General features: G+C 69.7%; 19 protein-coding genes. 13 read left to right on the top strand and 6 right to left on the bottom strand.

The annotated features are described in order from the left end of the window. From ACIPEK_RS03595 to ACIPEK_RS03565, 7 genes are all read left to right on the top strand, one after another. Window positions 1-975, top strand: coding sequence for an ABC transporter permease (locus ACIPEK_RS03595; RefSeq protein ID WP_401990119.1), 975 nt, complete (start codon window positions 1-3; stop codon window positions 973-975). Beyond that, entirely contained in the window at window positions 972-1,988 is a 1,017-nt protein-coding gene (locus tag ACIPEK_RS03590; protein WP_401990116.1) for an ABC transporter ATP-binding protein, read from the top strand. Before ACIPEK_RS03595 ends, ACIPEK_RS03590 begins: the two co-directional genes overlap by 4 nt. Window positions 1,989-2,015: 27 nt before the next feature. Continuing rightward, window positions 2,016-3,434 (top strand): GH1 family beta-glucosidase, encoded by a 1,419-nt coding sequence (locus ACIPEK_RS03585; RefSeq protein WP_401990113.1) that lies wholly within the window; start codon window positions 2,016-2,018, stop codon window positions 3,432-3,434. Between the two features lie 72 nt (window positions 3,435-3,506). Next, window positions 3,507-3,641 (top strand): hypothetical protein, encoded by a 135-nt coding sequence (locus ACIPEK_RS03580; RefSeq protein ID WP_401990110.1) that lies wholly within the window; start codon window positions 3,507-3,509, stop codon window positions 3,639-3,641. A gap of 175 nt (window positions 3,642-3,816) precedes the next feature. Beyond that, window positions 3,817-5,184, top strand: coding sequence for a hypothetical protein (locus tag ACIPEK_RS03575; RefSeq protein ID WP_401990108.1), 1,368 nt, complete (start codon window positions 3,817-3,819; stop codon window positions 5,182-5,184). A 164-nt stretch (window positions 5,185-5,348) separates the two neighbouring features. Further along, entirely contained in the window at window positions 5,349-8,027 is a 2,679-nt protein-coding gene (locus tag ACIPEK_RS03570) for a SpoIIE family protein phosphatase (protein WP_401990105.1), read from the top strand. Window positions 8,028-8,113: 86 nt separating this feature from the next. Beyond that, window positions 8,114-8,560: a hypothetical protein gene (locus ACIPEK_RS03565; RefSeq protein ID WP_401990102.1), complete on the top strand. Its 447-nt coding sequence runs from the start codon at window positions 8,114-8,116 to the stop codon at window positions 8,558-8,560. Window positions 8,561-8,765: 205 nt separating this feature from the next. On the opposite strand, the gene ACIPEK_RS03560 is transcribed toward ACIPEK_RS03565, so the two are convergent. After that, window positions 8,766-9,395, bottom strand: a complete 630-nt coding sequence (locus ACIPEK_RS03560; RefSeq protein ID WP_401990099.1) for a YceI family protein — start codon at window positions 9,393-9,395, stop codon at window positions 8,766-8,768. Between the two features lie 227 nt (window positions 9,396-9,622). Here ACIPEK_RS03560 and ACIPEK_RS03555 point away from each other — a divergent pair, with 227 nt between their 5' ends. Continuing rightward, window positions 9,623-10,147, top strand: coding sequence for a hypothetical protein (locus ACIPEK_RS03555; protein ID WP_401990096.1), 525 nt, complete (start codon window positions 9,623-9,625; stop codon window positions 10,145-10,147). Window positions 10,148-10,717: 570 nt separating this feature from the next. After that, window positions 10,718-10,960, top strand: a complete 243-nt coding sequence (locus tag ACIPEK_RS03550) for a hypothetical protein (protein ID WP_401990093.1) — start codon at window positions 10,718-10,720, stop codon at window positions 10,958-10,960. 224 nt (window positions 10,961-11,184) lie between these two features. Here the strand turns inward: ACIPEK_RS03550 and ACIPEK_RS03545 are convergent, their stop codons facing one another. The 3 genes from ACIPEK_RS03545 to ACIPEK_RS03535 form a co-directional block, all read right to left on the bottom strand. After that, on the bottom strand, window positions 11,185-11,640 hold the full coding sequence (locus tag ACIPEK_RS03545) for a hypothetical protein (RefSeq protein WP_401990090.1): 456 nt from the start codon (window positions 11,638-11,640) through the stop codon (window positions 11,185-11,187). A gap of 560 nt (window positions 11,641-12,200) precedes the next feature. After that, complete coding sequence (locus ACIPEK_RS03540; RefSeq protein ID WP_401990087.1) at window positions 12,201-12,470, bottom strand: DUF397 domain-containing protein; 270 nt, start codon at window positions 12,468-12,470, stop codon at window positions 12,201-12,203. Beyond that, complete coding sequence (locus ACIPEK_RS03535; protein WP_401990084.1) at window positions 12,467-13,291, bottom strand: helix-turn-helix domain-containing protein; 825 nt, start codon at window positions 13,289-13,291, stop codon at window positions 12,467-12,469. Before ACIPEK_RS03535 ends, ACIPEK_RS03540 begins: the two co-directional genes overlap by 4 nt. Before the next feature lie 111 nt (window positions 13,292-13,402). On the opposite strand from ACIPEK_RS03535, the gene ACIPEK_RS03530 reads away from it, so the two are divergent. After that, complete coding sequence (locus tag ACIPEK_RS03530; protein WP_401990081.1) at window positions 13,403-13,846, top strand: ATP-binding protein; 444 nt, start codon at window positions 13,403-13,405, stop codon at window positions 13,844-13,846. Between the two features lie 117 nt (window positions 13,847-13,963). Beyond that, window positions 13,964-14,836, top strand: a complete 873-nt coding sequence (locus tag ACIPEK_RS03525; protein WP_401990078.1) for an MBL fold metallo-hydrolase — start codon at window positions 13,964-13,966, stop codon at window positions 14,834-14,836. Window positions 14,837-14,846: 10 nt separating this feature from the next. Here the strand turns inward: ACIPEK_RS03525 and ACIPEK_RS03520 are convergent, their stop codons facing one another. Both ACIPEK_RS03520 and ACIPEK_RS03515 read right to left on the bottom strand, forming a co-directional pair. Further along, window positions 14,847-15,818: a GlxA family transcriptional regulator gene (locus tag ACIPEK_RS03520; protein ID WP_401990076.1), complete on the bottom strand. Its 972-nt coding sequence runs from the start codon at window positions 15,816-15,818 to the stop codon at window positions 14,847-14,849. A 99-nt stretch (window positions 15,819-15,917) separates the two neighbouring features. Beyond that, window positions 15,918-16,781, bottom strand: coding sequence for a S1 family peptidase (locus ACIPEK_RS03515; protein ID WP_401990073.1), 864 nt, complete (start codon window positions 16,779-16,781; stop codon window positions 15,918-15,920). A 167-nt stretch (window positions 16,782-16,948) separates the two neighbouring features. Between ACIPEK_RS03515 and ACIPEK_RS03510 the strand changes: the two genes are divergently transcribed. Beyond that, the gene (locus tag ACIPEK_RS03510; RefSeq protein WP_401990070.1) at window positions 16,949-18,037 is read left to right on the top strand and encodes a GlxA family transcriptional regulator; all 1,089 of its coding nucleotides are present in this window, start codon (window positions 16,949-16,951) and stop codon (window positions 18,035-18,037) included. A 212-nt stretch (window positions 18,038-18,249) separates the two neighbouring features. Further along, window positions 18,250-22,122 carry an endo-alpha-N-acetylgalactosaminidase family protein gene (locus tag ACIPEK_RS03505; protein ID WP_401990067.1) on the top strand — a complete coding sequence of 1,291 codons (3,873 nt, stop codon included), beginning with the start codon at window positions 18,250-18,252 and terminating at the stop codon, window positions 22,120-22,122. Window positions 22,123-22,206: the final 84 nt, after the last annotated feature.

Genomic DNA, 22,206 nt, shown 5'->3' with positions numbered 1-22,206 from the left:
ATGGCCGTCACCGCTGCCGAGGTCGCCGTGATCGACGCGACCGAGACCCCGGCGCCCAGCAGACGCAGGCTGCGTTTCCTGCGCGGCCGCAAGACCGTCACCGGCCTCGCGATCCTCGCCTTCTTCATCGTGATCGCGGTCATCGGGCCGTGGATCGCACCGTACGACCCCGACACCATGAGCGATCAGCTGCTCCAACCGCCGTCCGGCGCGCACTGGTTCGGCACCACACAGACCGGTCAGGACGTGCTCTCGCAGATCCTCGTCGGCACCCGGGGCGTTCTGGTCGTCGGTTTCGTCGCCGGGATCTTCGCAACGATCCTGTCCGTACTGGTCGGGGTCAGCGCCGGCTTCCTCGGCGGCACGGCCGACGAGGTGCTCTCGGTGCTCTCCAACGTCTTCCTGGTCATTCCGGGACTGCCACTGATCATCATCATCGCCAGCTTCGTCTCCGACGCGGGCGACCTGCTCATCGCCACCGTCATCGCCTTCACCTCATGGGCGTGGGGAGCGCGGGTGCTGCGCGCGCAGACGCTGTCGCTGCGGCGCCGGGACTACGTCGAAGCGGCCCGCGCCACCGGCGAGTCCACCTGGCGGATCATCTTCTTCGAGGTCCTGCCGAACCTGACCGCCGTCATCGCCTCCGGCTTCGTCGGCACGGTCATCTTCGCCATCCTCTCCGAGATCACCCTCGCCTTCATCGGCGTCGCCGACATCTCCAACTGGAACTGGGGGACCGTCCTGTTCTGGGCGCAGTCCAACCAGGCACTGGCCCAGGGCGCGTGGTGGTGGTTCGTCCCCGCCGGGCTCTGCATCGCCCTGCTCGGCATGTCGCTCGCCCTGATCAACTTCGGCATCGACGAGTTCGTCAACCCGCGCCTGCGTACGGAGACAGGCGCGTCCAGGAAGGTCCGGGTGCGGGTCGGCTTCACACCCGTGGCCCGCGGTACGCACGACAAGGAGACCCGCTCATGAGCCGCGAGCCCGTCCTCAGCATCCGCGGTCTGAACGTGGACTACGGGACCGGGGGCGACGCCGTGCACGCGCTGCGCGACATCGACCTCACTCTCCACCGGGGCGAAGTCCTCGGCCTGGCGGGCGAGTCCGGGTCGGGCAAGTCGACGCTCGCGTACGCCGTCACCCGGCTGCTGTCGCCGCCCGGGGTGATCACCGGCGGTGAGGTCCACTACCACCGGCGGGACGGCGAGGCGCTCGACCTGCTGACCCTGTCGGCCCCCGAGCTGAGGGCCTTCCGCTGGCAGGAGCTGTCCATCGTCTTCCAGGGTGCGATGAACTCGCTTAACCCGGTGCACACGGTCCACAGCCAGCTCACCGACGTACTCCAGGCGCACCGACCGGACATGAAACGGCCCGAACGAACGGCCCGCGCAAAGGAGTTGCTGGCCCTCGTCGGCATCTCGTCCGACCGGCTCGCCGCCTACCCGCACCAGCTCTCCGGCGGGATGCGCCAGCGCGTGATGATCGCGATGGCGCTCGCGCTGGAGCCCGAGATCGTCATCATGGACGAGCCGACGACGGCCCTGGACGTCGTCATGCAGCGCCAGATCCTGCGCCAACTGGTCGGACTCCGCGAGGAGCTGGGCTTCTCGGTCGTCTTCATCACCCATGACATCTCGCTGCTGATCGAGTTCTCGGACCGGATCGCGATCATGTACGGCGGCCGGATCGTCGAGGAGGCCGGTGCCTCCGCGATCTACCAGGCCCCCCGTCACCCCTACAGCGACGGCCTGCTGCATTCCTTCCCGGCGCTGCACGGCCCCCGCCGCGAACTCACCGGCATCCCCGGCTCGCCCCCGCATCTGTCCGCGATGCCGGCCGGCTGCGCCTTCCATCCCCGCTGCGGCAAGGCGCTCGACGCCTGCACCAGCCATGTCCCGGAGCTCGCCGTACCGGACGGTGACGACTCGCGCTCGGTGGCCTGCTGGCTCCACCGGCCGGCCCCGGCCACCGCGGCACCTCGCTCGTAGCGACCCCTCGCACACCACAGGAGAACCATGGACATCGTCACCCCTCAGGGATACGCGCGCGAGATCGCCGCCGAGGCCGTCCCCGGCCTGCCCGCCGACTTCCGCTGGGGCGTCGCCACCGCCGCCTACCAGATCGAGGGAGCGGCCGCCGAGGACGGCCGGACCCCGTCCATCTGGGACACGTACTGCAGGGTGCCGGGCATGGTCGTGCGCGGCGAGAACGGCGATGTGGCCTGCGACCACTACCACCGGATGCCCGAGGATGTGCAGATGATCGCGGACCTGGGCGTCGACACGTACCGGTTCTCGCTCGCCTGGCCGCGCATCCAGCCGGGCGGGCGGGGGCCGGCCAACGCGAAGGGGCTGGACTTCTACAAGCGTCTGGTCGACGAGCTGGAGTCCAAGGGCATCACGCCCTGGATCACCCTTTACCACTGGGACCTCCCGCAGGAGCTGGAGGACGCGGGCGGCTGGCCGGCCCGTGACACGGCCTACCGTTTCGCCGAGTACGCCGCGCTCGCCCATGACGCACTGGGTGACCGGGTGAAGCACTGGACGACGCTGAACGAGCCCTGGTGTTCGGCCATGCTCGGTTACGCGTACGGCAACCAGGCCCCCGGCCGGAAGAACTTCGGCGACGCGATCCGCGCCGTCCACCATCTGCTCCTCGGCCACGGCCTCGCCTCGCAGCACATTCGCGAGACGGCCGCCGCCCGCGGCAACGAGCTCGAACTCGGCATCACACTCAACCTCGGCACCGCCACACCCGAGACCGACAGCCACGAGGACGCCGAGGCCTGCCGCCGCGCCGACGGGCTCGGCCGCCGCCTCTACCTCGACCCGATCGTCAAGGGCGCCTACCCCGAGGACGTCATCGCCGACCTCGCCCGGCAGAAAGCCGAACTCCCGGTCCAGGAAGGTGACTTGGCTGTCATCTCCGCTCCGATCGATATCCTCGGTGTCAACTTCTACCGCGGCACGCTCTTCTCCGGCGTCACGGAGGAGGGTTCCCCGGTGGGCGCCGACGGTCTGCCCGTCACCCGTGGCGTGGAGCGCGACCTGCCGCGTACCGCCATGGACTGGGAGATCACTCCCACCGCCCTCACGGACCTGCTGGTGCGCCTGGAGAAGGAGTACGGCGTCCCGACGGTCATCACCGAGAACGGTGCCGCGTTCGACGACACCGTCTCCGAGGACGGGCGGATCCACGACGCCGACCGCACCACCTACCTCGCCGACCACATCGCCGCCGTCGCCGCGGCCCGCGCGGAAGGGGCCGATGTCCGGGGCTACTTCGCCTGGTCGCTGATGGACAACTTCGAATGGTCCTACGGCTACGACAAGCGGTTCGGTATCGTCCGCGTCGACTACGACACACAGGAGCGGACGCTCAAGGACAGCGCCAAGTGGTACCGCGACACGATCCGCCACACCCGCGACGCGTAGCCGCACAGCGCGCAGCCGCGCCCCTTCCGAAGAAACGAACGGGAGCCCCCCACGCCCTCTCGTGCGACTCCGATGACGACCACAGCCGCACTCTTCGCCCTCGCCGCCCCCACGGCCTTCGCCGCCCCTCTGCCAAGGGTGGCTGCGCAGGCCGCGGCCTGGGACACCGACCGTGCGGCCACCGCGCAGAAGACCGGGGGAAGCTGACCGCCGCGGTGTCCGAGCAGCTCGCCGACGCGGGACCATCTGCTGCTCACCGGCGGCCCCACCGGTGCGGTGGCGAAGCTGAAGAAGGCGTACCGGGCCGCGTGGTCCCGTGAGGAGGAAGCAGGCCCAGGTGGGTGGTGGCGCACGAGCCGCCCACCTGGGTTAGCTTCGATATATGCGGAACAGGCTGTTCCCGACCTTGTTGGCCGGCCTGCTGCTGATCCTGTCGGTGGTCGTGCTCGCCATGGCACCCGCTGCGCCCACAGCGGTCGGTGCATCCACCATCAATGATGTCGCGCAGGCGCTGCGCAAGAGTCCGGTGTACGTCGACCCGGCCACCGCCGACCAGCTCTCCCCGGGCCAGACGGCCGCCCTGACGAAGAAGATCAAGGACGCCGACAAGCCCGTGTTCGTGGCGGTGCTGCCGCGGACCTCGGCGTTTCCCGAGCAGAACCTGCTCACCACCCTGCGCACCGACACCGGCATCACCGGCGTCTACGCGGTCCGTCTCGGCAACGGGTTCAACGCAGGCGCCGACCCCCGGGTGATGTCCACCCGAGCGGTCCAGAACCTCACCGCCGCCGTGAAGACACCCGGCACGGACACCGACGCCGCGACCCAGCTGAACGCCTTCGTCGACCGGGCCGTCGAACAGGCAAGGGGCAGGGCCCCCGCCTCCTGGGGCGGTTCCTCCGCGCGCGACGGATCATCGTCCACCGTCGGACTGATCACGGTCGGCGCGATCCTGGTGCTGGGCGGCGGCGCGGCCTACACGATCCTCCGGCGCAACCGGCAGCGCAAGGAGACCGAGGAGCGGGCCGCACTCGACAAGCTCCGGGTCGTCGTGGACGAGGACATCACCGCGTACGGCGAAACCCTGGACCGGCTCGACTTCCACCCCGCCGAGCCGGGCGCCGACGACAGCATGCGCGCCGACTACGAGCGGGCGCTCGACTCCTACGAGAGCGCCAAAATCCGCATGTCGAAGGCCCAGCGCCCGTCCGATGTGCGCGGGGTCACCCAGGCCCTGGAGGACGGCCGCTTCTCCCTCGCCGTCCTGGAGGCCCGCCGCAAAGGCGGTGAACCGCCCGCCCGCCGCCCGCCGTGCTTCTTCGACCCGCGCCACGGCCCCTCGGTCGCCGACGTCCAGTGGTCCCCGTCCGGCGGAACGGCCCGTGAGGTCCCGGTCTGTGCGGCGGACGAGATCCGGCTGCGCGAGGGCGAGGAGCCGCTCGGCCGCACCGTCGACACAGGCGACGGCCGCCGCCGCCCGTACTGGGAGGCGGGCCCGGCGTACGGCCCCTGGGCGGGCGGCTACTTCGGCGGCGGCCTGCTCCCCGGCCTGCTGGTCGGCACACTGCTCGGCTCGGCGCTGTCGAGCCCGGCGTACGCGGCGGAGTACGGCGGCGGTGACTTCGGCTCCGGCGGTGACTGGAGCGGCGGGGACTTCTCCGGCTCCGACTTCGACTCCTCGGGCTTCGACGGCGGCGGCTTCGGCGGCGGCGACCTCGGGGGCGGCGGCTTCGACGGAGGCGGGTTCTGAGCCGCTGACCGGCCATCTCTCGGGCAGGTGCGATTCATGCTAGACCTGAAGTTATGTCTGGTATCGGCCGATTCCGGGCGAGGTTGCGACGCTCCGTCCGGCGACCACATCGGCACGATGGGGGGCGCTCGGGCCAAGCCACCCCCGCGCCGCCCGGTCGGGACATGACTCACCGCTCCCCGGGCCGCGATCTGCTGTCCCTGTTCAGTGTGCGCACCGTGGCCGGCCAGGTCTTCTGCTTCGTGCTCGGGCTCGTACTCCTGCTCATCGCCGGCGGCGGGATCGCGCTGGTGCTGCAGGGCCGCAGCGACAGCCTGCAGGAGGCCCGGCTGCGCACATTCAGCGTGGCCGAGACATTCGCCAACTCGCCCGGGATGGTACCGGCACTGGACAGCAAGAACCCCACCGCCATCCTGCAGCCACGCGCGGAGCAGGTCCGTCGGCAGACACATGTCGATACTGTCGTCGTGGCCAGCCCCCAGGGCATCCGTTACACCCACCCCGACCCCGCGCTGATCGGCAAGCACATCGTCGGCCCGTACAAAGAGGCAGTGGCCGGCCACGGCTTCACCAGGAGCTTCTCCGGCACTCAAGGGCCGTCGATCAACTCGGTGGTACCCGTCAAGCGGCTCGACGGTTCGGTTGCCGGCCTGGTGTCCGTCGGGCTCACCGACAGGTCGGTGAACAGCGTGGCTGCCCGGTCCATCCCGTTCAGCATTGCCGTCGGGGTGGCCGCCTTCGCGGTCACCGCGGGCGGCGCGGTGCTCTTGAGCAGACGGCTGAGCCGTCAGACACACGGGCTCGGACCGGCAGAGATGACCCGGATGTACGAGCACCACGACGCGGTGCTGCACGCGGTCCGCGAGGCCGTTCTCATCGTCGGGGCCGACCACCGGCTGACGCTGGTCAACGACGAGGCCCGCAGACTGCTCGCCCTTCCCCCGGATGCCGAGGGCCGCGCGTTGACGGACCTCGGGCTGGACCCGGAGATTGTGGAACTGCTCGCCTCCGGCCGGACCGTCACGGACGAGGTCCTGCGCGTCCGCAACCGGCTGCTGGCCGTCAACCTCCGGCCGGCGGGCGCGGGTGGCGGGCCGCCCGCCACCGTGGCGACCCTGCGGGACACCACCGAGCTCCGCAAGGTCACAGGCAGGGCGGAAATCGTCCATGAACGCCTGCTGCTCCTCTACGAGGCCGGTGCCCGGATCGGCACCACCCTCGACGTAAGCCGGACGGCCCAGGAGCTGGCGGATGTGGCGACTCCCGGATTCGCCGACGTCACGAGCGTCGACCTCGCCGACCTCGCGCTCCCCGGGGATGAACCGACCACGCCGGACAGTGCCCCGCTGGACATGCGCCGTACCGCCATCGCCGCCACGGACCCGGACCAGCCCTTGTACTCGATCGGCCGACTGGTCGGATTCGTTCCTTCCAGGACCCGGGCCATGTGCGTGAACATCGGCGAGGCCGGGCTGGGGCCGGAGGTGATCGCGCAGCTGGGGTGGCGGTACTGGGACCCCGAGCGGGCCTCGAAGATCCTGGACTACGGATTCCACTCGGTGCTCTCCGTACCGCTGCACGCACGCGGCGTCATCCTGGGCCTGGCCAACTTCTGGCGCGCGGGCAATCCCGAACCGTTCGACGAGGACGACCAGTCCTTCGCCGAGGAACTGGTGGCCCGGGCGGCCGTCAGCGTGGACAACGCCCGCAGGTACACACGCGAGCACGAAATGGCCGTGACGCTGCAACGCAGCCTGCTGCCCCGCGACCTGCCCGAGCAGAACGCCCTCGACGTGGCCCACCGCTATCTGCCGGCGCGGGCCGAGGTGGGCGGCGACTGGTTCGACGTGATCCCGCTGTCCGGCGCCCGGTTCGCACTGGTCGTCGGTGATGTGGTCGGACACGGGCTGCACGCCGCCGCCACCATGGGGCGGCTGCGCACCAGCATTCACAACTTCTCCGCGCTGGACTTCGCGCCCGACGAACTTCTCGGACATCTCGACGAACTGGTCAGCCGGATCGACCAGGACGAGGCGGCCGGTGACGGCGCCGAGATCGCCGGAGCCGGCTGTCTGTACGCGATCTACGACGCGGTCTCCGGAATCTGCTCGGTGGCCCGGGCAGGCCACCCCGGGCCCGTGCTGGTCCTCCCGGACGGCAGCGTCGAAGTTCCCGAGGTTCCGGTCGGTCTGCCCCTCGGCATCGGTGGCATGCCCTTCGAGGCGGCCGAGTTCCACGTACCCGAAGGAAGCCGTCTGGTCCTTTACACGGACGGTCTTCTCGAGAGCCGCGACCGGGACATCGACGCCGGCCTGGAGCTGCTGCGCGCCACTCTCGCCGGTCGCGACCGGACGCCGGAGGAGACCTGCGACGACGTGCTCGACGCGATGCTGTCCGGGCCGCCGACCGACGACGTCGCCATCCTCGTGGCCCGCACCCGCACGCTCGATCCGAACCAGGTCGCGCAATGGGCCGTGGCCACCGATCCGGCGGCCGTCGCCGGGGTCCGCAAGAACGTCGCCCAGTGGCTCAGCGAGCGCGGCCTGGACGAGGAGGCGTTCACCACCGAGCTGATCCTGAGCGAACTGGTCACCAACGCGGTGCGCTACGGAACAGGGCCGATCGAGGTCCGCCTGCTGTACGACCGCAACCTGATCTGCGAGGTGTCCGACACCAGCAACACCTCACCGCATCTGCGCTACGCGGCGACGACGGACGAGGGCGGCCGGGGACTGTTCCTCGTCGCCCAGTTCGCCGAACGCTGGGGCACGCGCTACACCGAGACGGGCAAGGTGATCTGGTCGGAGCAGACGGTCGGCGAATCGGGGACGGACGACGACTGAAGCGTGTGCCGCCCGGAGTGCCGACGCAGAGCCGTCGTGACACGCTGAAACGGGGGATCACGGCTACGTCACCCAAGGAGATCGAAATGGCCAGTGACACCACCGGACCCGGACCGAGCCGCACGAAGCCGAGCCCCACGCACGCGCCCGCATCCGGTACGACAGTCCTGGCAGCAGTCCTGATGATCGTCGGCGGAGCGATGGCGATCTTCGAGGGGATCGCGGCCATCGCGAAGAACCGCCTGTTCGTCGTGGTGCGCCACTACCTGTTCGAGTTCAGCCTTACGGGCTGGGGCTGGGTCCACCTCATTCTGGGCATCGCCCTCGTCCTCGCCGGCTGCGCCGTATTCATCGGAGCCCTGTGGGCACGCTTCTTCGGTGTCGCCGTGGCCGGTCTGGGCGCGATCGCCAACTTCCTGTGGCTGCCGTTCTACCCCTTGTGGGCCATGGTGCTGATCGTCGTCAACATCCTCGTCATCTGGGCGCTGTGCATGGGCATGCACCGGGAAGCGGACGCCGGCCTGACTGCCTGACCCACGCGCGGCCTTCTCGGCGGCGGAGCGCGATGTCTGCGAGCGGGTGCTCGGGGAGCGACGACACGGGGTGCGCCCGGCCGGTCCGCAGGGGCCGTACGAAGGGAGCGGTCCGGTCGGACGACGAGCGCCCGCCTTCCGGCCCCAGGCGGGGGAGGGGGGAAGGCGGGGGCGCTCGGGTTCAGGCGTGAGGCAGTGGGAGGCGTCAGGCCTGCGGTGCTGCGGCCTTGATCGCGGAGATGTCGAAGTTGAGCTTGACCTTGTCGCTGACCATCACGCCGCCGGTCTCCAGCGCCGCGTTCCAGGTCAGGCCCCAGTCGGAGCGCAGGATGTCCGCGCCGCCCTCGAAGCCGACGCGCTCGTTGCCGTAGACGTCGGTGGCGGAGCCGTTGAACTCCAGGTCGATGGCGAGGGGACGCGTGACGTCCTTGATGGTGAGGTCGCCGGTGATGCGGTACTTGTCGCCGCCGAGCTGCTCGGCGTGAGTGGAGCGGAAGGTCATGAGGGGGAACTTCTCGGCGTCGAAGAAGTCGCCGCTGACCAGGTGGCCGTCGCGGTCGGCGATGCCGGTGTCGACGCTGGCGATCTTGACCTCGATCGAGGCGGCGGAGTTCGCGGGGTTGTGACCGTCGAGCTTCAGGCTGCCCTCGTGCTCGCCGAAGGTGCCGCGCACGTTGGTGACCATGGCGTGACGCACGGTGAATCCGATGCTGGAGTGCGCCGGGTCGATCGTGTAGTCGCCGGTGAGGGCGGCCAGGGCCGGGTCCACGACGGGGGCGGTGGCGACGGCGGTGGCGGACGGGGCGTTGTTGTTCTTGCGGTTGAACAGAGCCATGGCTCCTCCTCGGGGGACGTGGTCGAGTGGCGGTCGAAGTTGTTGTTTAACCTTCAACGAGATTGACTCTAGCCGCATCTAATTCAAAGTTCAACATCCGGGCTGCGGATTGTTGCGGAGGGCTGTCCGCCTGCCGCCATCCGTCCCTTTCGCCCACTGGCGGACGCGCGTAGAACTCGGGCACTATCTCCCTGCCCCTATTTGTCATGAGCAGGAGGAGTCCCCCCATGGTGTCCCGTATGACGCTGCGCCCTGTCCTGACCGCCCTCGCCCTCGTCCTCGGCGTCCTCTTCGCCCCCGGCGTCGGCGTTCTCGGCAGCGGCGCCACCCAGGCCCACGCCGACACGAAGCTCACTCACGCACAGGCCACCGCCCGGTTCAGCTCCTCCGGAATCACCTGGTCGTCCTCCGGCGGCTGCTCCAACCGCAACGTCGCCACCTGCACCTCGTTCGACCAGCTCAACCTGGCCACCGCCCAGGGCGCCCAGACCCTCAAGAGCGCCACGGGCTGCGCGCTGAACATCACCGGCGGCACCGAGACCGGGCACGCCAGCGGTACGTACTCGCACTGGAACGGGTACAAGCTCGACTTCGGCAAGTCCACCTGCCTCACGAACTACGTCCACGGTGTCTTCACCTACATCGGACTGCGCGGTGACGGCGCACCCCAGTACAAGGCGGGTTCCGGCAACATCTACGCGGACGAGGGCAGCCACTGGGACGTGACGTACTACAACTGCGGCGGCTGCTGACCTCCGCACGCATCGACCCGCACGGGGTGCCCCTGTCCGCCCGGACGGGGGCACCCCGTGCCGCTGTCTCACACCACGTCGGCCGCGCCGGGCCTCGGCGAGGGGCACCACCTCGTCGATTCGACTGTGTGACGGATTAGCATGGTCAACTGCCGAGGTCCTGAGCCGAGCTGACCGATGCGGCGTACCGCCGGACCGTCCAATACCGGATTTGGCACGTCAGTGGCGCCGGCCATCGCGATCACCGGGAGGGTTCATGTCCTTCGAAGAAGAGTGGGCCGGCCTCAAAGCGCATGCCGCCGCCCGTATGCAGCGGACGGTGCGCCGATGGCGGACCCGCGCTCGGCGCCGTCCGACGGGGACCTCGTCATCCTGAGCGACGTAAAGATGTAAAGGGGAAAAACCACCGCCCCACGTTCATCAACACGACCGGCAAGTTCGGGGGAAGATATTCGGTGCGCCGGTCGCCGTGGTGGCGACGGGAATCGACTTCTACTACACCCCGTCCAAGAAGGAACCCGGTGACACCCATGTGGAAGCCTCGGCAGAACCAGGAAAGGTGAGGTGCCGGTGAAGCACTCCGCAGGCCCGCCGCCTGGTCGCCGCCGTCCGAACTTGTGGCACTGGCTGCGCCCCCGGAGTTCACGGGCGTTCGTCCTCGGCATCTGCATGGCCGTCGGCGGGCTCGCCGGCGGGGTGCGCTCCGCGGTGGACGGAAAGGGGATCTGGACGGCCTTCGGCATCTTCGGCGTGGGGGTACTCGGAGTTGTTCTCACCATTGCGTGGATCGTGACGTACACGCGGGAGCGCTGAGGAGAAGGCTCGGGCAAGTGAGGGGCGCGCCTATAACGAGGCGAGGGCACCAAGGCGCGGGTAGCGTTCACCGTGACTGATACCTTGACGCGCGAGTCAGGTATGCGTAACCCCACCAGCAGTGGATATAAGTCGGGCCAATCGAATGGGCTGCTGAAGAAGATCTTCGACCGGGCTCTGAAATCTTTTTGCTGGACGACGTGCGGAAGTGACCGGTACGCGCGTCACGTGCGCTCGACGTGCGTGACGCGCACGGACGCGATGTCTTTGACGGTGCCGTCTTCGATCTCCGCGTCCCGTGGCGCCGAGCTCCCCGTCCTCGTCTTCCCGGGGCCCAGCTTGTCGGCCGTCACCCCGGTGTTCCCGAGAACATCCCCGTCCTTGTCCAGGAACTCGAACTGCGCGAAGTAACTCGCCGCCCCGCTCCCGCCGTTCCTGATCGTGTAGTGCACGACGTACGCGCGATGACCCCGGGCCCGATGGCCCTCGAACCCTGACTTCACGATTTTGACGTCCCTCGACGGGTTCGCCGCCGAGGCCTCCTCGCTCCAGGCTCTCCCCGTCCCCGGTGTCGGGGCGCCCTCTTTCGCGGAGTCGGCGGAGTCCTTCGCACCCGAACACGCCGTGAGTAGCCCGGCAGCGGCGGCAACCGCAGCCACGGACAGCCAAATCTTGCGCATGACGCACTCCCTGTAGTCGAAGGGCAGACCATAGCCGCGGGCCTCGGCACACAAGCCGTGGGACACGGGGCGAACCCTCTGACGGGGCAACCGTCGACCGCATGACCGAAACCTGTCGGTTTGCGGCCTGCTCCGGGAAGTAGTCTGCCGCCGAGTCTGCCGACGTCGTCCGGGAGCGTTCGTCCGGCCGGCGAGCACTGCCGGCGAGCACAGAGGAGGCGCGGCAACCTCAACGGATCAGCCGGACCTCGTAGGCCCGATCGGGCTTCGACGCGCGATCGTGGTGCCGATGCCCGTCGGTGCGGGCCGGCGTGGACCTCGCCTTGCTGATACAGGCCGCCGTCGGCCGGGATGGCCAGGATGGGCGCATTCAGGCGGGCGGGCATGCGGAGCGCACGGATGCGGTGCTGGATGCGGTGATCGGTGTGGTCGTACCGGAGATCGGCGGGCTCGCGATGACACGACAACTGGAAGCCGCGACTCGTCGAAGGTTGCCGAGCCGGCGATCAGGCCCAACGGTCCGGCGCACGTGGGGGCCGAAATCCCGGTGGTGTCGACCCTCAGGCTGTGAGGCCGAGGCCGAGGAAGGCGGCCCAGGCGGCGGGGGGAACGGTGAGGACGGGACCGTCGGTGACCTTGGAGTCGCGGATGTGCACGGCGGCGGGGTGGGCGGAGACTTCTACGCAGGCGCCGCCCTGGTCGTTGCTGTAGCTGGACTTGCGCCAGTCGTAGGCGACTTCGAGGCAGTCGCCGCCCTGACTGCCGCTGTAGCTGGACTTGAACCAGGCGAGGGTCTTCGAGCGGGGAGCCGGGTGTGCTGCGCGGGTCATGTCTCTCCAAGCAGTTCGTCCAGTAGGCGGGCGCTCTTCTCGACGGAAAGCGCCTGCGAACGCAGCATCCCATATTTCTGCTGGAGCACGCTGACGTCATCTGGGTCTTCGTGCAGGTAGCTGGTCAGCTGGCCCTCCACGTAGGCGAAGTGGTCGTGATCGGGGGTTTCCAGCAGCACCATCGGGCCATCGAGCGCGGCGTGTTTCGGCAGCTTCATCGGCATGATCTGAAGCCCCAGGAAGGGGAGTTCCATGCATCGGCGCAGGTGCCGGATCTGTTGCCGCAGCATGGTGGGATCCCCGATCCCGCTGCGCAGAATGCTCTCCTCCAGCAGGAAGTGCAGCATGGGGCGGGGTTTGCGTTCGAGGAGCTTCTGCCGGTCGAGCCGGGCCGCCACCCATTCCTCCTGTTCCTCCTCTTCGAGTGGCGGATAGAGACAGGAGAAGACGAAGCGGATGTACCCCTCCGTCTGGAGTAACCCCGGCACCACCTGGTTCTGGTACGAGAGCAGCGTCACCGCCTCCTGTTCGTACTCCACGTAGTCCTGTACGAACGCCGGGAACCGCTCCTTCTGCGGCACCTTCGACACCGCGACCTGCAACGCCCCCTTCGTGTCCAGCAGTTCATCCAGCTGGACCGCGAAGTCCCACTGCAGCGCCCTGCGCCCCTGCTCGATCGACGCGATCGTGTCCTCGCCCACGCAGCACTGATCGGCCAGGGCCGTCTGTGTCATTCGGGCCGCCTTGCGGAACGTCGCCAACTGGGCACCGATCAGATGCCAGGACGTGATCCGTTTGCTCTTCTTTTTTGCCGGTTGCATGAACTGCCTCTCCCCGTCACGAACTCCGGATGACCCGTCAGAAGCCGTACAACTGCTTTGTACGACCCCACGCACTGATCAACGCTAGTGACTTTGTGTGACCTTGGCCGCGTGAACGAAACAACTCAGCTCCCCTACTTTCGCGAGGTGTTCCACCGCCGGGAACGCCGATCCGTCCCACTCGTACGGCAGTTCGTGCGTGAGGCTCTGGTCGACTGGGCGTGCGACGTCCGGGCCGATGACGTGTTGCTCTGCGTGAGCGAACTCGTCACCAATGCCTTGCTGCATGGTGTCCCGCCCGGTCGTGGGTTCCGCCTCCACCTCTATCTGGAGCCGGCCGACGGCACCCTGCGCATCGAGGTCCACGACAGTGGCGACGGGGAGGTGTGTCTCGCAGATTCCTGGGCGGCGTCGGATGAGGAAGGGGGCCGCGGGCTGCTGCTGGTGGCGGCGCTCGCCGACAAGTGGGGGGTGGGGGAGCGAGACCCCGGCAAGGTGGTGTGGTGCGAGTTCGAGGCGTCGGCGGGGGTGGGGCGCGGCGTGTCGACGAGATAGACCCGGGGACCGAGATACAAGATCGGCAGGGTCTACCGGTTCCGGCTGCGCGTGGGCTATCCCTGGAACGGCGGCCCTCGACGGGGTCGTTTCCGTGGAAGTGGAAGGAGTCCTGCCATGACCGACTGGTACGTGGACGACCGCTGCACCAACTGCGACGTGGCCCGACAGTTCGCACCCGAGCTGATCGGAGAGGAGGAAGGGGCGTCGCGGATCCTGCGGCAACCGAGCGACGAGGCGGAGAACCGGCGCTTACATGCCGCCGTCTTCGCCTGCCACACCCGCTCGATCCGGCCCGCGTCCGGACAGCCGGACCCCTCGCTCGACCCGTTCCCGATGGCGCTGGACGACGGCGTACTGGTCTGCGGGCACAACTCGCAACACACCGCCGGCGCCAACTCCTATCTGCTGCGGCGCCCGTCCGGCACGGTCATGATGATCGACACCCCGCGCTGGAGCACCGAACTGGCCGAGCGGTACGTGGCGACGACCGGGCCCGTCACCGATGTGCTGCTCACCCACCGAGACCACGCCGCGCACGGGCGTCGCTACGCCGACCACTTCGGCGCCCGGCTGTGGATCCACGAAGGGGACCTCGACGCGGCGCCGGACGCGGACCGGGTGATCCGGGGGCTCGACCCGGTGGAGATCGGCGAGGGCGTCACCGCCCATCCGCTGCCCGGCCACACGCGGGGCAGCGTGCTCTATCTCGCGGACGACCGGTACTGCTTCAGCGGTGACAGCTTCTACTGGTCGCGTACGACCGGTGATCTCGAAGTCGCGGAGAGCGTGACCTGGTACTCCATCGAGGAGTTGGCCGCCTCCCTGGCGCGGACGGCGGGGCAGCTGCGGTTCGAGTGGGTGCTGCCCGGCCACGGCGACCGGCAGCGCCGGGACGCCGACGAGATGTCCCGGCGGCTGCACGCGCTGGCGGAACGCACGGCGCTGCTGCGGCCCCGGCCTATCGACTTCACCGCCCTCCGCTGGTGAGGAGTCGCCGTCACGCATCGGCCGCCGGGCGCGCCGCTCGGTGGCTCTTGCGGTAGGCGCGTGGTGTGGTGCCCGTCAGCCGGGAGAAGTGGTGGCGCAGGCTGGCCGGCGAGGTGAAACCGCACCGGGCCGCCACCCGCTCCACCCCTTCGTCGGTGTCCTCCAGCAGTTCGCGGGCCCGCTCCAGCCTCCGGCGCAGCAGGTACTGGGGCGGGGTGGCGCCGGTCTGTGCGTGGAAGCGACGGTTGAGGCTGCTGACGCTGATCCCCGCGTGCGCGGCGATGTCCGCCGGGGTCAGCGGGAGGTGCAGGCGGGTCTCCAGCCAGCGCAGCGTCGGTTCGATGCCTGCGCTCTCGGTGAGTTCGCGGTCGATGGTCTCCTGGACGCGGTCGCCGTGGGGCAGGAGCGGGGTGAGGAGTTCCCGGGACGTCTCACCGGCCACCCGCTCACCGTGGTCCTGGGCCAGCAGACGCAGGCAGACGTCCATGCCGCCGAAGATCCCGGCCGAGGTGAGGAACGGGCCGTCGGTCACGACCGTGCCGACCGGATCCACCTCGATACGGGGGTGGAGGCGGGCAAGTTCCTCGGTGTGGCGCCAGCCGGTCGTGGCGCGGCGGGCGTCGAGGAGACCGGTGGCCGCGAGGGTGAAGACTCCCGTGCCGATCGCGCCGATGCGGCAGCCGCGTGCGGCCGCGGCCCGGAGCGCCGCGAGCACCGGGGCGGCGGGCTCGTCGCGGGGACCGTCGCCGTCCTGGCCGGGGATCAGGACGACGTCCGCGTCGGCGAGGTAGTCGAGCCCCCACGGGAGGGAGATCCGGAGCGGTGCGGGCGCCCCTGTGGCGGTGAGGCCGGGAGCGGCGCAGAGCCGTACCTCGTAGTCGGCGTCGGGGTGGCCGACCGTCGCTGTCCCGAAGACCAGTCCGGGGGTGGTGAGCTGGTGTCCGGGGAGCCTGTCGGGCACAAGAACAGCGATTACGGACATATTCAGAATCTATCCGAGGGTGGGGGCGGGGGGAGCTGCGGTGGTCAGGGCGTACCCGGGCGGGCGACGGACGGCCCGCCCGCCCGGGTACGTGCCGCGTCAGCGGTGCGAGTGGATGGTCTTGTCGATCCACTTGGAGTACGCGGGAACGTTGGTGTACATCCCGGGGCCGGTGCCGCAGGTCGGGTCGGTGTCGCCGTCGCCCGACGTGGCGCCGACCAGCTCCCAGCGTCCGTCCCGGCCGCGCTGGATCTGCGGGCCGCCGGAGTCGCCGAAGCAGGCCATGGCGCCCGGCGTCTTGCTGATCGTGCAGATCCGGGTCTTGTCGGCGCGGCCGGGCGAGCACTCGTTCACGGCACCGATGCGGGTGTCCAGCTGCTTGAGCTTGTCCGGGAACACCGCGTCGGGGAGGTAGTCGGTGTCGTGGACGGTGCCGAAGCCGAGCAGGCGTGTCGGGGTGCCGGGACGGCCCACCGAGTCGGCGATGCGGATGGGCTTCTCCTTGACCGGTCGGTCCAGCTCGACGAGCGCGATGTCGTTCCTGCTGGGGTTGGACTCGACGTCGTAGGCGGGGTGGGTGACGGTCCGCTTGATGTGGCGCACGGTGCCGCCGGACTCGCGGTCGTTGGACCCGATGCGGACGACGCCGTCCAACGCTTCCGGGTTGACGCAGTGGGCCGCCGTCACCAGCCAGCGCGAGGTGATCAGCGATGCGCCGCACTGGGCGCGTACGTCGATCGTGTCGCCGTCACCCGTTGGGAACTTGGCCGTCTGCGGGAGCGTGGCCATGAACGGGTAACGCTGCGTGGCCTCCTGCCCGTTGACGATGGCGTTGGCGCTGCCGGACACGGCCGTGACGCAGGCCGTCGCGGCCAGGGCGACGGTGGCGAGCCGTCCCGCACGGCGGGAGAGGGAGCTGCGGGACCGGGACGGGGCGGCGGAAGGCGAACTGCGTGTGAACACGGGTGATTCCTTCGTTGCGATGCGCGTCGTGCGCGTCGTGCGTGTGGTGGACGTGCGAACCGGCTACCGGGCGTCCCCTCGCTTCCGGTGCCGCGCACCACCCATCCTCCGTACCGGGCCCGCCCGGAAAAAGCGGTCCTGATGTCACCCTCGGCTAAATTCTGGACATGTCAGTGATCGCCGTCCTCGCGCTCGACGGAGTGCCGGGCCATGAACTCACCGGGCCCGGAATGTGCTTCGGCACAGCCGCCCGGCACCACCCGCATGTCGCGTACGAGCTGCGGTACTGCACCGCTCCCGGCTTCCGCGGGACAGGCTCCCCGGCGCCCTTCGCCATCGACACGCCCTGGGGCCTGGAAGGGCTGGCGGACGCCGACACCGTACTGCTGCCCGGCCACGCCGGTTTCCGCGACGAGCCGGAACCCGGGGTCGCCGACGCCCTGCGGGCCGCCGCGGACCGGGGAGCCCGCATCGGCGCGTTCGGCACCGGGACGTTCACCCTCGCCGCCACCGGGCTCCTCGACGGACGCCGGGCGGCCACCGGGCGACGGTACGCGGCGGAGCTGGCGCGGCGCCATCCCCGTATCGATGTCGACCCGGAGGGGGCCGTCGTGGACGCGGACCCGTTCCACAGCGCGGCCGGAGTGCTCGGCGGCCTCGATCTCTGCCTGCACCTGATCACCCTGGACCACGGCGTACCGGTCGCCATCGAGACGGAGCGGCAGGTCTTCATACAGCTCCACGCACCCGCCGGTGCCGATGCCGAGGAGGTCCCACCCGTCGCGTCCCGGCACCGGGCCGGCCCGCACTCCCTCGGGCCCACGATCCGGTGGATGGAGGCCCACCTCGACCGCCCGCTGACGCTGAAGGACATCGCCGATCACGCGGGGCTCACCGTCCGCGGCCTGAACCGGCGCTTCCAGGCCGAGACCGGGCTCTCCCCGCTCCAGTACCTGCTGCGCACCCGCGTCCAGGCGGCGCAGCGCCTGCTGGAGCGCGGGGACGAGCCGGTGGAGCGCATCGCCGCGCGCACCGGACTGGGCACACCCGCCAACCTGCGCCACCACTTCCAGCACCACACGGGCACCGGCCCGCGTATCTACCGCACCGCCTTCCGCTCTCTGGTGGCCGCCCTGACCTGGGCGGACGGCAAGCACGCCGACCCGGCGGAACCCAACGGGCCGGGCAGCGCCGACACCGATCCCGACCCGTCCGGCGGCGCCGACGACCGCCGTGCCGCGAGACGCCGTACCTGACACCGGCACCGCGTACCGTAACCGGCGCGATCGGCCCGGGACGCGAGGCGGTCCGGCCGTCCCGCTCCGTTCCCCGATGCCCCGCCCTCAAGACGTCGGCCGGTGGACGCGTACCGTCCACTTGGACTTACGCAACGCGGTTGTTGGACTGGAGCGCCCCGAGGAGCCGTACGTCGTTGACGGTGTCCGGACACGGGGACTACTCAGAGCACATGTCGCGAAGATTCACTTCGGCGGGCGCTGTCGCCGCCGCCTCAGCCGCCGTCCTGGCGCTGGTGGGGACCGCGCTCCCCGCCACAGCCGCCGCCCCCTCACCCGCCGCAGTCGAGTCGGCCGTACCCGCGGACGCCACCGTCATCCGGTCCGCGCAGCTCTCGGTCGCGGTCGCCGACGACTTCCCGCGCGTCCTGGCGTACACCGACAAGGCGAGCGGCGATCAGCTGCTCGGCAGTACGCAGCAGGTCACCGCCGTCACCCTCAACGGCACCGCGCACCCCGTGAAGCTCAAGGGCGCCCCCGAGGTCACCGCCTCGACCGCCCGCTACACGCTGACCTTCACCGACCTGCCCGGCATCGAGATCGACGCCTCGCTCTCCGTCTCCGGACGCGCCACCACCTTCAAGGTGACGGCCGTCCGTGACACCGAGGCGTTCCGCGTCGGCACCATCGACATTCCCGGCCACGACCTGGTCTCCGTCGGCTCCACGGACACCGGCGCCGCCACCGCTTTCACAAGACTGGACAACGACTCGACGAAGACCGCCGACGTCTTCGCCCGGGTCACTCCGGACACCGCCGCGGACCAGGCGCCGGTCGGTGCCTCGTACGCGTTTGTCAACACCGGTTCCCTCGCTGCGGCCGTCGAGTCCAACTCCTCGTACGACAAGCCCTCCGGCGCCACCGGCGGCGACGACGCCCGGTTCTGGCACCAGGCCCGCAAGGCCGACGACGGCAGCGTCCGGGTCGGCGTCTGGTCCGGGCAGTGGACCTACCGCGGCGACGGCGCATCGCAGCCGGAGAGCGGGGACAACCTCCCCTGGGCGAAGGTGGTCGTCACTCCCGACGCCAACGGCGACAAGTCGGTCGACTGGCAGGACGGAGCCGTCGCGTTCCGCTCGATCGGCATCACGGCGCCCGGCAGCAAGGACACCCCGGACCGGGTCATCACCCACATCCCGTTCAACTTCGCCAGCCAGGCCACCCACCCCTTCCTGCGCACCCTGGACGACGTCAAGCGGATCTCGCTCGCCACCGACGGCCTCGGGCAGATGGCGCTCCTCAAGGGGTACGCCTCCGAGGGCCACGACTCCGCCCACCCCGACTACGGCGGCAATTACAACCAGCGCGCCGGCGGGCTGAAGGATCTCAACGCACTCCTCAAGGACGGCAAGAAGTGGGGCGCCACCTTCGGCGTCCACGTCAACGCCACCGAGGCGTACCCGGATGCCAAGGCCTTCGACGAGAAGCTCGTCGACAAGACCAGGCCCGGCTGGAACTGGCTCGGCCAGAGCTACTACATCGACCAGCGCCGCGACATCAACAGCGGTGACCTGGCCAAGCGCTTCCAGCAGCTGCGCGACGAGACGGACCCCAACCTCAGCCTGCTCTACATCGACGTCTACTACACGCACGGCTGGATCGCGGACAAGACCCTCCAGTCCGTGCAGAAGCAGGGCTGGAACGTCGCCACCGAGTGGGCCGACAAGTTCGAGCGCGGCTCGCTCTGGTCGCACTGGGCCAATGACCTCGACTACGGCGGCGCCACCAACAAGGGCCTCAACTCGAAGATCATCCGGTTCATCCGCAACGACGAGAAGGACGTCTGGAACAATGATCCGGTCCTCGGCCAGACCGCCATCGAGGAGTTCGAGGGCTGGACCAACGAGACCGACTGGAACGCCTTCTACGACAACATCTGGCAGCGTGACCTGCCCGCCAAGTACCTCCAGCAGCAGAAGATCACCCGCTGGGACGGCCATGACATCACCTTCACCGGCGATGTCCGGGGCACCGTCGAGGACGGCAAGCGGACCTTCTACGACCACGGCCGCAAGGTTCTGAGCGGCACCGACTACCTGCTGCCGTGGGACGGCGGCAAGAAGCTGTACCACTACAGCAAGTCCGGCGGTACGAGCAGCTGGGCGGTGCCGTCCAAGGGCGCGTACACCGTCTACAAGCTCACCGACAACGGCCGGGTCAAGGCCGGCACGGTCAAGCCCGCCGACGGGAAGATCACGCTGACGGCCGAGGCCGGTCAGCCCTACGTCCTCTACCCGGAACGCGCGCCGAAGGCCGCCGACCCCAAGTGGGGCGAGGGCACCCCGGTCGACGACCCGGGCTTCAACGACAGCGGCCTCGACGCCTGGTCGAAGACCGGAACCGTCGCCCGTGACACCGACGGCCAGGGCCGCAACAGCGCCGAGCTCTCCGGCACAGGCACGGCGGCACTCTCGCAGAGCATCGACGGCCTCAAGCCCGGCAAGCGCTACACCGCGTCCGCGCTCATCGAGGTCCAGCCCGGACGGACCCGGCACACGACACTCTCGATCGGCGGGAAGTCCGTCGCCGTGGACCGCTCCACCGCCGAGGACTACGTCGCCGCGTCCGACTGGCACGGTACGTACTTCCAGCGCGCCAAGGTGAACTTCACCGCCCCCGCCGACGGCCGCGCCACCCTCCGTATCGAGGCCGCCAAGGGCGGCTCGGCGAGCGTCCGGGCCGATGACGTACGCATCGTCGCGAGCGCCCCCGCGACCAGGAAGAACACCGTCGTGTACGAGGACTTCGAGGACGTCGACCAGGGCTGGGGCCCCTTCCTCAAGGGCGACGCGGGCGGCTCCACCGACCCCCGGACCGTCATCTCCCAGCTGCACACCCCGTACACCCAGGCCGGCTGGAACGGAAAGCTCGTCGACGACGTCATCGGCGGCAAGGAGTCCCTCAAGGCCCACGAGGAGAACACCGGACTCGTCTACCGCACCGCCCCCTGGACCGTGCCGATGGCCGACGGCCACCGCTACAAGGTCGAGTACGACTACCAGTCCAGCCACGCCGGCGCCTATGAGTGGGTCGACGGCTACGACCGGATCACCGCGGAAGGAAAGCCCGACTCGGTCGAGACCCGGACCACCCCCATCGGACAGCAGCGCACCACCGGCCACTTCAGCGAGACCGTCACCGCGGGCTGCGGCGACACCTGGACCGGACTGCGCAAGCGCGGCGACGCACCCGACGGCGCCGACTTCGTCCTCGACTCCTTCACGGTGACCGACCTCGGCCCTGCCCCGGCCGGCGAACTCGCCGCCTGTGGCACGCTCACCGTCGACCCGGTCGCCGAGACCCTGGAGCCGGGCACGGCCAACACCGTCAAGGCGAGCTTCACCAACTACGAGGCCACCGCGGCGACCGGTGTCGCGCTGAGCCTGACCGTCCCCGAGGGCTGGAAGGCCGAGCCTGCGGGCGCCGTCACCTTCGACTCGGTCGCGGCAGGCGCCAAGGTCACCGGCAGCTGGCAGGTCACCCCGCCGGTGGACGCCAAGTACCGGACGTACAGCCTGAGTTCCGAGGTGACGTACACGGTCGGCGGCGCACGGCGCACACTCGGCGCGCAGACCTCCGTACGGACCCTGCCGCCGCCGCCCACCACGGACAGCTGGGCCAGCGACCTGGACTGGACCGCTTCCGAGAACGGCTGGGGACCCGTCGAGCGGGACCTCTCCAACGGAGAGCAGGGCAGTGGCGACGGCACCCCGCTGAAGATCGGCGGCACCGTCTACACCAAGGGCCTCGGCAGCCACGCCCCGGCGAAGATCCGCTACTACCTGGGCGGCCGGTGCACTTCCTTCACCGCTCAGGTCGGCGTGGACGACGTACAGACCTCACGCGGCAGCGTGCAGTTCAGCGTCACGGCCGACGGCACCGAGAAGGTGAAGTCTCCGGTCCTGAAGGCGGCCGACAACGCGTGGTCGCTCACGGCGGACACCACCGGCGCCAAGTACGTCGAACTGGTCGTCGGCGACGGCGGGGACGGCAACGGCAACGACCACGCGGACTGGGGTGACGCACGCTTCCATTGCGGTAGTTGAGAGCGCAGGATGCGGGACGGGTGCGCATGGTGGGCACCCGTCCCGCACCTGCATGCGATGGCCTTCCCCCTGACGAACTGGAGC

It is taken from the genome of Streptomyces sp. NPDC088246 (assembly GCF_044741025.1).
Taxonomy (GTDB): domain Bacteria; phylum Actinomycetota; class Actinomycetes; order Streptomycetales; family Streptomycetaceae; genus Streptomyces.
Note: the sequence above shows the minus strand (reverse complement) of the source record. Positions and strands in the feature narration are given on the sequence as shown.

Bases quoted from the DNA above. Each gene is read 5' to 3' on its own strand.
- ACIPEK_RS03595 (WP_401990119.1), top strand. From the start codon at position 1: ATGGCCGTCACCGCTGCCGAGGTCGCCGTGATCGACGCGACCGAGACC.
- ACIPEK_RS03590 (WP_401990116.1), top strand. From the start codon at position 972: ATGAGCCGCGAGCCCGTCCTCAGCATCCGCGGTCTGAACGTGGACTAC.
- ACIPEK_RS03585 (WP_401990113.1), top strand. From the start codon at position 2,016: ATGGACATCGTCACCCCTCAGGGATACGCGCGCGAGATCGCCGCCGAG.
- ACIPEK_RS03580 (WP_401990110.1), top strand. From the start codon at position 3,507: ATGACGACCACAGCCGCACTCTTCGCCCTCGCCGCCCCCACGGCCTTC.
- ACIPEK_RS03575 (WP_401990108.1), top strand. From the start codon at position 3,817: ATGCGGAACAGGCTGTTCCCGACCTTGTTGGCCGGCCTGCTGCTGATC.
- ACIPEK_RS03570 (WP_401990105.1), top strand. From the start codon at position 5,349: ATGACTCACCGCTCCCCGGGCCGCGATCTGCTGTCCCTGTTCAGTGTG.
- ACIPEK_RS03565 (WP_401990102.1), top strand. From the start codon at position 8,114: ATGGCCAGTGACACCACCGGACCCGGACCGAGCCGCACGAAGCCGAGC.
- ACIPEK_RS03560 (WP_401990099.1), bottom strand. From the start codon at position 9,395: ATGGCTCTGTTCAACCGCAAGAACAACAACGCCCCGTCCGCCACCGCC.
- ACIPEK_RS03555 (WP_401990096.1), top strand. From the start codon at position 9,623: ATGGTGTCCCGTATGACGCTGCGCCCTGTCCTGACCGCCCTCGCCCTC.
- ACIPEK_RS03545 (WP_401990090.1), bottom strand. From the start codon at position 11,640: ATGCGCAAGATTTGGCTGTCCGTGGCTGCGGTTGCCGCCGCTGCCGGG.
- ACIPEK_RS03540 (WP_401990087.1), bottom strand. From the start codon at position 12,470: ATGACCCGCGCAGCACACCCGGCTCCCCGCTCGAAGACCCTCGCCTGG.
- ACIPEK_RS03535 (WP_401990084.1), bottom strand. From the start codon at position 13,291: ATGCAACCGGCAAAAAAGAAGAGCAAACGGATCACGTCCTGGCATCTG.
- ACIPEK_RS03525 (WP_401990078.1), top strand. From the start codon at position 13,964: ATGACCGACTGGTACGTGGACGACCGCTGCACCAACTGCGACGTGGCC.
- ACIPEK_RS03520 (WP_401990076.1), bottom strand. From the start codon at position 15,818: ATGTCCGTAATCGCTGTTCTTGTGCCCGACAGGCTCCCCGGACACCAG.
- ACIPEK_RS03510 (WP_401990070.1), top strand. From the start codon at position 16,949: ATGTCAGTGATCGCCGTCCTCGCGCTCGACGGAGTGCCGGGCCATGAA.
- ACIPEK_RS03505 (WP_401990067.1), top strand. From the start codon at position 18,250: ATGTCGCGAAGATTCACTTCGGCGGGCGCTGTCGCCGCCGCCTCAGCC.